The sequence below is a fragment of the Cognatishimia sp. genome (assembly GCF_964229375.1).
GTDB lineage: Bacteria > Pseudomonadota > Alphaproteobacteria > Rhodobacterales > Rhodobacteraceae > Cognatishimia.
In genome coordinates, this window is sequence record NZ_CAXREH010000064.1 from 1 (window position 1) to 8,759 (window position 8,759).

Below are 8,759 nucleotides of genomic sequence, written 5' to 3' on the forward strand. Positions count from 1 at the left end.
GTGCGGGCAACCATTGGCTGGCCGCGCGCGGCGAATTAGAGCAATCCTGCCGCAGTCCGAAGGCGATTAGCCTCGTCGCGAGGCGCTGTCAGGGCCGCGCGGTCTTCGCCAGGGACGAAGCGCGCGCGTGTGCTGGTCGGCATCGGGTTTGGCGTGAGGATGGACACTTGCGTGTCGGTGCTTGTGCACTCGGCCTGCCAGCTTTTGACCAAGGCGATCTGTGCAGCTTTGGTGGCACCATAGGCGCCAAAGAATTTCTGACCCGCGCTTGCGTCATCAAAGAATATCGCCTGAGAGCCAGCCCCCAGCAACGGAGACACAAACGGGATCAGCGTGCCCATTGCTGTGACATTCGTGGCGACAGACTTGGCCCAGTCTTTCTGGTCCATATGGCTGGCGGGAGCCAGTGGGGCGGCATGGACTGCCGTATGAATCCACAGATCAATCTTGCCCCAACGATCATGGAGCGAACGGCAAAGCTGTGCCATGGCGTCTGGTTCGTTGACATCCATCGGCGCAAGAGTGGCAGCGCCGCCCTTGGCTTTGATCGCGTCGTCCAGATCCTCGAGACCACCGACCGTGCGCCCGACGGCGACCACGTGATAGGCAGGCGCAAGCGCTTCGGCGCAGGCAAACCCTAGGCCGCGGGAAGCACCAGTGATAAGAGCGATCTGTTCGGTCATGACGTCTGTGTCTTTTCTTGTGTTTATAGCGGCTTACGAGGCGATGTTCTGGGCGTTCCAGGACGTGCCCGGAACAGGCATGTCTTTGATCTTGGCACTGACACGCCCGCTCTGTTCCAACTGGTTCAGGTAGGTCTCGTCCACGCCGGTGACATATTTCCCGTCAAAGCAAGAGCAGTCAAAGTTGGCGATGTCTTTGTTGCCCTCATGGGCCGCCCAGATCAGGTCGTCCAGTTTCTGATAGATCAGCCCGTCAGCGCCGATCTCTGCACAGATTTCCTCATTGCTGCGGCCATGCGCGATCAATTCGTGGCGTGTCGGCATATCGATGCCATATACGTTCGGGAATTTCACGGGCGGAGAGGCCGAGGCCACATAGACCTTTTTCGCGCCAGCCTCGCGGCACATTTCAACGATCTTATGCAATGTGTTGCCACGCACGATAGAGTCGTCGATCAGCAGAACATTATGCCCTTCAAACTCAAGCGGGACGGCGTTCAACTTGCGTCGCACCGATTTCTTGCGTTCTGCTTGACCCGGCATGATGAAGGTCCGGCCGACATAACGGTTCTTTACCAAGCCCTCGCGATAGGGGATGCCGGTGGCCTTTGCCACCTCAAGCGCCACGGGGCGGGCGCTATCTGGCACGGGAATGATGCGGTCGATGTCAAAACCGGACGCTTTGATCTGCTCGGCCAGCGTCTGGCCCATGCGCATCTGGGTTTTGTAGACAGAAATCCCATCCAGCAGAGAATCCGGACGCGCCAGATAGACGTATTCAAAGATACAGGGCGTCAGGTCTCCCTCGGCGCATTGCGCGCTGTGCATCTTGCCGTCCATATCCACCAGAATGGCTTCGCCGGGGGCCACGTCGCGGATCTTTTTAAAGCCGTTGATACCAAAGGCTACGTCTTCGGAGGCGAAGCAGAACTCTTCGACGCCATTGGCATTCTCACGTTTGCCAACCGACAGCGGACGGATGCCGCGCGGGTCGCGGAAGGCCATCAGGCCGACGCCTGCAATCATGGTGATAACGGAATAGGCCCCCTGAACGCGTTCCATCGTCATCCGCACACCGGTAAAGATGTTGCGGATCGGGTCGCCGTTGCCGTTGACTTTGATGCTGTCAAAAATCTTGTCCGCCAGAACGTTCAACAGGATTTCCGAGTCAGACGTCGTCCGCAGGTGGCGGCTGTATTTTGCGGTGACTTTCTGGCCTTGTTCGGCGGTGTTGGTGATATTGCCGTTGTGAACCAGATAGATTCCGTAAGGGGCATTCACAAAGAAAGGCTGCGCCTCAGATGCGCTGAGCGATCCCGCCGTCGGATAGCGGACGTGGCCGATGCCAACGCGCCCGGTCAGAACCTCTGCGTCGCTTTTGCCAAAGACGTCCTTGACCAGACCATTGGCTTTTCTCTCACGGAAGAACTCGCCGTTATATGTAACCATCCCCGAAGCATCTTGGCCCCGGTGCTGCAACATCAATAGGCCGTCATAGATCTCGGCAAAGACGTCATCGCTTTGGTTGGAAATTCCAAGAATGCCGCACATGTGCAGTCTCCGTTCAGGATCGTGACGCGTGGTCTAGCGCCAAGCGAACATTGTAGGGAAGGGAATGGACGGAGGCTGTCAGGTGCCGAACACGCGCGTCTTTGAAAGGGCGGGGCAGGTGGCAGGACAAGCTGGGCTCCGAATCCGTGTGAGTGTTGCGCATGCTATAGTGACTTCGGCGGAACATGTCACGAAAGTAACAATGGACATTTTGTCCTTTGTGACAAAATCTTTTGCCAAGTTTTGGTTCTGGAAAGGTCTGTGAGATGGGGTCTGTGACAGTCAAGCGGCTGCGGGCCGGTGATATGGATGCGGCGCGGGCATTAAACGCGCTTTTTGGGCGCTGTTTTTCAGACCCTGCCACCTATTGCGAAACGCCGCCAGAGGGTGCCTATCTGACAGCCTTGCTGAACAAACCGCATGTGGTGGCCTTGGTTGCCCTGCACGATGGGGATGTTTGCGGCGGGCTTGTGGCCTATGAGCTTGAGAAGTTCGAGCAGGCGCGCAGCGAGATCTATATCTATGATCTGGCGGTGGACGAAGCGCTGAGGCGTCAGGGTGTTGCGACCGCGTTGATCGCGGAAGTCAGCAGGATTGCACAGCAGCGCGGGGCGTGGGTCAGCTTTGTGCAGGCCGACAATGAGGATGCGCCCGCCGTGGCCCTTTATGAAAAACTAGGATTTCGCGAAGAGGTTTTGCATTTTGATATCCCGCCGATGGGTAAACCGGCGGGATAGACTTGGTCTTGCTGCGATTAGTTGCAGGAACCGACCAGCTGTTCGTACTGGGTTGTGATCCAGCCAAGGGCCTGCTGAGGGTCACGATCTTCGATCTGCTGGGTCATGCGGCTGAACACCTGAGACGAACGGCTGGAATCAACCATGTCGATGCTTTGGTTCACCATCACGGTTTCATAAACAAAGAAGGCGATCGCGACCAAAAGAATGCCGCGCAGCACGCCAAAGATGAAACCGACCGCCTGATCGATGCCGCCCAGAGCGGATTGCTGCACCATCGAGGCAAAGAGCGGCGTAAACAGCGAGACGACGACCAATGCGACGGCAAAGACCGCAGCAAAGGCCGCGATCACGGCGAGCTCGCAGCTGTCGGCAAGATATTCACCCACCACAGGGATCTCTTTGACCAGAGGCTCGACCTGTGGCGCGAACACAAACGCCAACACGGCAGCCAATACCCAGCCAAGGATCGCCATGCCTTCGCGCACGAAACCACGCGAATAGGCCAGAAGTGCCGAAAGGATGATGACGCCCGCGACAACGCCGTCGATAATTGTAAAGCCGTCCATTAGTATTCCTGCTTCTTTCGTCCGTTAACCGGCCCCGAATATATCCCCAACGAATTGCGCCAGATCCGCGAACTGAGTCTGGGACATACCCTCGACCTGTGCCGCTTTCCCACCAACTGGCGCTATGGCTGTTGTGAAACCAAGTTTTGACGCTTCTTTCAACCTATTTTCGGTCTGGGACACCGGACGTAGCGCCCCAGACAGTGAAATTTCGCCGAAAATGGCGGTTTTGGCGGGAATCGCGCTGTCTTCGCGCGCGGAAATAAGGGCGGCGGCCACGGCAAGGTCGGCGGCGGGTTCGCTGATTTTCATGCCGCCGGCGACATTCAGATAGACATCCAGCCCGGTGAACGGGATGCCACAGCGCGCCTCAAGCACTGCAAGGATCATCGCAAGGCGGCTGTTGTCCCACCCCACGACCGCACGTCTTGGCTGGGCGTGTGGGCTGGGTGCAACCAGTGCCTGAAGTTCCACCAGAACCGGCCGCGTGCCTTCGATGCCTGCAAAGACAACAGACCCGGGCGCAGGCTCGCCGCGCTCGGCAAGAAACAGCGCCGACGGGTTGGTCACCTGACTAAGCCCACGCCCGGTCATTTCAAACACGCCGATCTCATCTGCTGCCCCAAACCGGTTCTTGACCGCCCGCAGCACACGGAACTGATGGCCGCGCTCGCCTTCGAAATACAGCACCGTGTCAACCATATGCTCGACAACTCGCGGGCCTGCGATTTGTCCTTCTTTGGTGACGTGGCCCACAATCACAATCGCCATATTCTTGCGCTTGGCAAAAGAGGTCAGCTCGTGCGCGGCGGCGCGCACCTGACTGACGGACCCGGGCGCAGAACCGACGGTGTCGCTCCACATGGTTTGAATCGAGTCGATGATCGCCAGTTGCGGCTTTTCCTGATCCAGCGTCGTTAAAATATCGCGCAGATTGGTTTCCGCGGCCAATTGAACAGGCGCATCGGTCAGTTTTAACCGTTGCGCACGCATTCTGACCTGAGCCGAGGCCTCTTCGCCTGAGACATAAATCGTTTTCAGACCTTTGCGGGCGAACTCTGCGGCGGCCTGCAAGAGAAGGGTGGATTTGCCGATCCCCGGATCCCCGCCTACCAAAATGGCTGAGGCCGGCACCAGACCGCCCCCCAACACGCGATCCAGTTCATTGACGCCGGAAAGGGTGCGCGGTGGCGGGGTTTCTTCGTGTCGCAGGTCGGTCAGGGTTATGGATTTGCCCTTAGAGCCGCCAAGCGTCGCGCTGGAGGGACCGGCGGAAATTGGCGTGTCTTCGACAATGGTGTTCCATTCGCCGCATCCGTCACATTTTCCGGACCATTTCGTGAAAACCGACCCGCAGGCGGTACAGGAGAAAGTGGTTTTGCTCTTTGCCATGTTCTCGTTTTACCCCAAATTTCGACGTGGTCAATTGCGGATAGGCTCGGATGCCTCCGGCGGGTATATTTTGAGCAAGAGAAAGATCAGGCGGTCAGATAGGCGGTTAGGCCTGCATAAAGCAGCACGCCCCCGTCATACCAGCGCAGCCCTTCTAGGCGCGCGACGCGGGCGGCAAAAAACAGGGTGAGCAACACACAGGCTGCGTTGGTGAGCAGCAAAAGCGGGCTGGCGCCTGCGGCTTGACGGGTGACGAAGATATGCGCGCTGACCGCGCAGCAGGCAAAGATCAACGCCAGCGTTGAAAGGCGGCCGGCCTTTTCGCCGTGTCGGCCACGCGGGTAGGCCGCCAGTGCGACGACCAGCGGAAAGAATGTGATAAGCAGATCAGGTGACATGGCGCGCTTTGTTCAGGGTTTTGGCCGGTCTGTCAAATGGCTGATGGCAAGCGACGCAAGAATGCAGCCGGTGAACAGATAAAGGCCCCATGCGGTTTCGATGGTGGCGACACCGATGCCTTTGACGACGGTGATATAGAGCGCGATCAGGAACACATCGGCCATGGCCAGTTTGCCAAGGATGGTGAGGGCGGGCAGGGCTTTGCGCCGCATCAGCCGGAAATGGATGAGCGCGAGGCCAATGGTTTTCATCAGCGGTGCAAAGATCGCGAATGCTGTGACCAAAAGGGCCAGAATGATGTCGGTCTGCCAGAGGCTTTGCAGGCCCGAAATGATAGAGATCTCCGAGAGGCCAAAGATCGGCAGCAGGCCTGCGCGCATTAGCGGTGCGAACCAGCTGATTGGGACGAGGATGAGGAGGGCGAGATTGGCGTAGCGGAGCATGTGCGTGGGTCTTGGACCGGCTCTAGCTGTCGGGCATCAGAAGCAGATAGCCTTCGAGATAGCCGAGCATTTTCTGCATCTCTTCCAGCGCACGTTCCGATTCACCACATTCATCAGCGTCCAGAAAGGCCTCGAGAATCTCTTCGACCTCTTGCCGTGCGCTGTCGGTGATCGACGGCAGCAGGCCTTTTATTCTGTGCATGACCCGTATTGAAACTTCTTCGTTTTCGACCGCTTCTTCTAGCGGGTCGATAATCTGTTTTTGAAGAACGTCCTTCATACTGGTCTCCTTTATCAACGCACCGCTTCGATTGGTCCTTCGGCGCTGCCGGTAATGAATTGCTCTAGATAGGGATCGCCGCTGGTGTCCATTTCGGCCACGGGGCCCGTCCATTGAATGACGCCATCATGTAGCATGGCGACTTTGTCGGCAATGGCGCGTACGCTTGTCATGTCGTGGGTGATGGTCATCGCGGTTGCGCCCATTTCGACCACGATCTCTCGGATCAGATCGTTGATAACGCCCGACATAATCGGATCGAGACCCGTTGTGGGTTCATCAAAAAAGATGATCTCAGGATCGGCAGCAATGGCGCGGGCCAGGCCTACGCGTTTCTGCATACCACCTGAGAGTTCGGACGGGAACAGGTCGGCCACATCCGGTGTCAGACCTACGCGCCGCAGCTTTTCGATCGCGATCTCGCGGGCCTCGGCCTTGGGGCGTTTTAGCGTGCCGCGCAGCAGGCGGAAGGCGACATTCTGCCAGACCGTCAAACTGTCAAACAGCGCGCCGCCCTGAAACAACATGCCAAAGCGCGCCAGAAAGGCGTCGCGGTCGGCCCCGATGCCTGCGTGGGTGACGTCTTCGCCATCGACGATGATCTTGCCTTTGTCGGGTGTGACCAGGCCGAGCACGCTTTTGATCGAGACGGACTTGCCGGTGCCAGAGCCGCCAATGATCACCATGCTCTCGCCCTTGGGAACGGTCAGGTTCACGCCGCGCAGGACATGTTTGGGGCCGAAGGATTTATGGACATTTTCAAGCGTAATCATTGGCTGAAGAACACCGAGGTCAGAATAAAGTTGGCGGCCAGGATCAGAACGGCTGCGGCCTGGACAGAGGATTTCGTCGCTTCGCCAACGCCCTGTGCGCCGCGTCCAGAGTTCATGCCAAAGTAGCATCCCATGGTGGCCGCGATGCCGCCAAAGACGCATCCTTTGATGAGAGAGCTGATTATGTCAGCCAATTCAAGGAAGTCGACGGTGTTCTTAATGTAACTCGCCGGGTTAAAGCCAAGCTGACTGGTGCCCACGACAAAGCCACCATAGATGCCGATGATGTCGCCGATACCGACCAGCAATGGCACGACAATCAGGGCTGCCAGCACGCGTGGCGCGGTGAGGTACTTCATGGGATGGGTCGAAAGCGTGACGAGGGCGTCGATCTGTTCGGTCACTTTCATCGTCGCGATTTCTGCGGCAATCGAGCTTGTGACGCGGGCTGCGATCATCAGGCCGACCAGAACCGGACCCAGTTCGCGCACCATGCCGATGGCGACGATCTGCGGCACAACGGCTTCGGCCGAGAAGCGGGCGCCGCCGGCATAGATCTGCAGCGCAAGCGCACCGCCCGTGAAGAAGGCGGTTAGGCCCACGACAGGCAGCGAGAGCCAGCCGATTTGTAGCAGCGCATTGAGGAATTCCCGAAAGTAGAATGGCGGGCGAAAGATGTGGCTGATGCCCTGCGCAGCAAAGATTGTGACCTGACCGATTGTGGTCAGAACCGCGAGAGTGAGCTGTCCAAGTACGCGCAGCGGGGCAAGCAAAGTCATGTGCTGTACCGCCGTTGATAGCGTGCGCCAAGAGAGGTGAGGATTTCATATCCGATGGTGCCCGCGGCGGCTGCAAGATCGTCAACCGTTTGATCTTCGGTCAGAATATCCAGCTCGCGTGGGTCTTCGCCCAGATGTGTGACGTCAACGCCAATCATGTCCATCGAAATGCGGCCGACCACCGGACAGGCGGTCGAGCCGTGAAACAGGTTCATATTCTGACCCATCGCGCGGATCAGACCGTCGGCATATCCCGCCGCCACGGTTGCGATGCGACTGTCACGCTCTGCTATCCATGTGTTGCCATAGCCGACGCTCTCCTCCTTGGCGACATCGCGGACCTGAATGACCGGGATCGACACATGTGCCACCGGTTCGGCCTGTGCAAAAGGTTGCCCGCCATATAGCCCGACGCCGGGGCGGGTCATGTCAAAGTGATAGTCCGGACCCAGCAGGATTCCCCCTGTCGCGGAAAGGCTTTTGGGGGTGTTCATCCCCTCGGTCATGGCGAGAAACGACTGAAGCTGGTGCGGGTTCATCGGGTGATCAGGCTCGTCTGCGCAAGCAAGATGCGACATCACAAGCGTGGGGTTCTGTGGCTCTGCCAGCTCACGCAGGGCCGCCCATTCGCCCGGCTCCATCCCAAGGCGGTTCATGCCCGTGTCCAGCTGAAGGCCAAAGGGATGGTCGGGCAGGGCTTCGACATGGCGCAGCATCTGATCGATGGAATTTAACATGGGCGTCAGGTGCAAGTCGGCGATCATGTCGGTATCGCCCGCCATATGGCCTGAGAAAATGTTGATGACCGGACCCGGCCCAAGCGCCTGTCTGAGCGAGGCGGCTTCCTCTGTTGCGGCAACGAAAAAGGTGCGGGCTCCGGCATTGGCCAGTGTGCGCGCAACGCGATCAGCACCCAACCCATAGCCGTCAGCCTTGACGACCGCAGCCGTTTCGCAGCTTGTCATTGCATCCAGAGCGCGCCAGTTGTTGGTCAGCGCCGTAAGGTCGATTGAGAGCGTTGCAGTGGCCATATCGTGGGTCTACTCGGGCTTTGTTTCGTCTTGTTGACGCGACCATAGAGCGACAGGCCGCTTCGTGCCAGCGTCACGGCGGTCGCTTGGTGAATTTTAGGCGGAAATCTGTGTGATGGCGG

At 58.4% G+C, this 8,759-nt stretch carries 11 protein-coding genes; 1 reads left to right on the forward strand and 10 read right to left on the reverse strand.

What is annotated here, in order from left to right; translation table 11 throughout:
- Positions 1 to 35: 35 nt before the first annotated feature.
- The gene (locus ACEQWH_RS04965; protein WP_370228607.1) at positions 36 to 683 is read right to left on the reverse strand and encodes an SDR family NAD(P)-dependent oxidoreductase; all 648 of its coding nucleotides are present in this window, start codon (positions 681 to 683) and stop codon (positions 36 to 38) included.
- A gap of 33 nt (positions 684 to 716) precedes the next feature.
- A complete protein-coding gene (gene purF, locus ACEQWH_RS04970; protein WP_370228608.1) occupies positions 717 to 2,234 on the reverse strand; it encodes an amidophosphoribosyltransferase in 1,518 nt (505 codons plus the stop codon).
- 266 nt (positions 2,235 to 2,500) lie between these two features.
- Here purF and ACEQWH_RS04975 point away from each other — a divergent pair, with 266 nt between their 5' ends.
- On the forward strand, positions 2,501 to 2,971 hold the full coding sequence (locus ACEQWH_RS04975) for an AAC(3)-I family aminoglycoside N-acetyltransferase (RefSeq protein WP_370228609.1): 471 nt from the start codon (positions 2,501 to 2,503) through the stop codon (positions 2,969 to 2,971).
- Positions 2,972 to 2,988: 17 nt separating this feature from the next.
- Here ACEQWH_RS04975 and ACEQWH_RS04980 read toward each other — a convergent pair whose 3' ends face one another.
- From ACEQWH_RS04980 to alr, 8 genes are all read right to left on the reverse strand, one after another.
- Positions 2,989 to 3,540, reverse strand: a complete 552-nt coding sequence (locus tag ACEQWH_RS04980) for a CvpA family protein (protein ID WP_370228610.1) — start codon at positions 3,538 to 3,540, stop codon at positions 2,989 to 2,991.
- A 24-nt stretch (positions 3,541 to 3,564) separates the two neighbouring features.
- Complete coding sequence (gene radA, locus ACEQWH_RS04985; protein ID WP_370228611.1) at positions 3,565 to 4,932, reverse strand: DNA repair protein RadA; 1,368 nt, start codon at positions 4,930 to 4,932, stop codon at positions 3,565 to 3,567.
- A gap of 86 nt (positions 4,933 to 5,018) precedes the next feature.
- Positions 5,019 to 5,330 carry a hypothetical protein gene (locus ACEQWH_RS04990; RefSeq protein ID WP_370228612.1) on the reverse strand — a complete coding sequence of 104 codons (312 nt, stop codon included), beginning with the start codon at positions 5,328 to 5,330 and terminating at the stop codon, positions 5,019 to 5,021.
- 12 nt (positions 5,331 to 5,342) lie between these two features.
- Positions 5,343 to 5,774 (reverse strand): paraquat-inducible protein A, encoded by a 432-nt coding sequence (locus ACEQWH_RS04995; protein WP_370228613.1) that lies wholly within the window; start codon positions 5,772 to 5,774, stop codon positions 5,343 to 5,345.
- Between the two features lie 22 nt (positions 5,775 to 5,796).
- A complete protein-coding gene (locus tag ACEQWH_RS05000) occupies positions 5,797 to 6,054 on the reverse strand; it encodes a hypothetical protein (RefSeq protein ID WP_370228614.1) in 258 nt (85 codons plus the stop codon).
- Positions 6,055 to 6,068: 14 nt separating this feature from the next.
- Complete coding sequence (locus tag ACEQWH_RS05005) at positions 6,069 to 6,827, reverse strand: ABC transporter ATP-binding protein (protein ID WP_370228615.1); 759 nt, start codon at positions 6,825 to 6,827, stop codon at positions 6,069 to 6,071.
- Positions 6,824 to 7,606 carry an MlaE family ABC transporter permease gene (locus ACEQWH_RS05010; RefSeq protein ID WP_370228616.1) on the reverse strand — a complete coding sequence of 261 codons (783 nt, stop codon included), beginning with the start codon at positions 7,604 to 7,606 and terminating at the stop codon, positions 6,824 to 6,826. The genes ACEQWH_RS05005 and ACEQWH_RS05010 overlap by 4 nt, the downstream gene beginning before the upstream one ends.
- The gene (gene alr / locus ACEQWH_RS05015; protein WP_370228617.1) at positions 7,603 to 8,637 is read right to left on the reverse strand and encodes an alanine racemase; all 1,035 of its coding nucleotides are present in this window, start codon (positions 8,635 to 8,637) and stop codon (positions 7,603 to 7,605) included. The genes ACEQWH_RS05010 and alr overlap by 4 nt, the downstream gene beginning before the upstream one ends.
- Positions 8,638 to 8,759: the final 122 nt, after the last annotated feature.

What these genes read in the sequence shown, in the direction of transcription:
- ACEQWH_RS04975 (WP_370228609.1), top strand. Translation starts at nt 2,501, where the DNA reads ATGGGGTCTGTGACAGTCAAGCGGCTGCGGGCCGGTGATATGGATGCG.
- purF (WP_370228608.1), bottom strand. Translation starts at nt 2,234, where the DNA reads ATGTGCGGCATTCTTGGAATTTCCAACCAAAGCGATGACGTCTTTGCC.
- ACEQWH_RS04990 (WP_370228612.1), bottom strand. Translation starts at nt 5,330, where the DNA reads ATGTCACCTGATCTGCTTATCACATTCTTTCCGCTGGTCGTCGCACTG.
- ACEQWH_RS04995 (WP_370228613.1), bottom strand. Translation starts at nt 5,774, where the DNA reads ATGCTCCGCTACGCCAATCTCGCCCTCCTCATCCTCGTCCCAATCAGC.
- ACEQWH_RS05005 (WP_370228615.1), bottom strand. Translation starts at nt 6,827, where the DNA reads ATGATTACGCTTGAAAATGTCCATAAATCCTTCGGCCCCAAACATGTC.
- ACEQWH_RS05010 (WP_370228616.1), bottom strand. Translation starts at nt 7,606, where the DNA reads ATGACTTTGCTTGCCCCGCTGCGCGTACTTGGACAGCTCACTCTCGCG.
- ACEQWH_RS05000 (WP_370228614.1), bottom strand. Translation starts at nt 6,054, where the DNA reads ATGAAGGACGTTCTTCAAAAACAGATTATCGACCCGCTAGAAGAAGCG.
- alr (WP_370228617.1), bottom strand. Translation starts at nt 8,637, where the DNA reads ATGGCCACTGCAACGCTCTCAATCGACCTTACGGCGCTGACCAACAAC.
- ACEQWH_RS04965 (WP_370228607.1), bottom strand. Translation starts at nt 683, where the DNA reads ATGACCGAACAGATCGCTCTTATCACTGGTGCTTCCCGCGGCCTAGGG.
- ACEQWH_RS04980 (WP_370228610.1), bottom strand. Translation starts at nt 3,540, where the DNA reads ATGGACGGCTTTACAATTATCGACGGCGTTGTCGCGGGCGTCATCATC.
- radA (WP_370228611.1), bottom strand. Translation starts at nt 4,932, where the DNA reads ATGGCAAAGAGCAAAACCACTTTCTCCTGTACCGCCTGCGGGTCGGTT.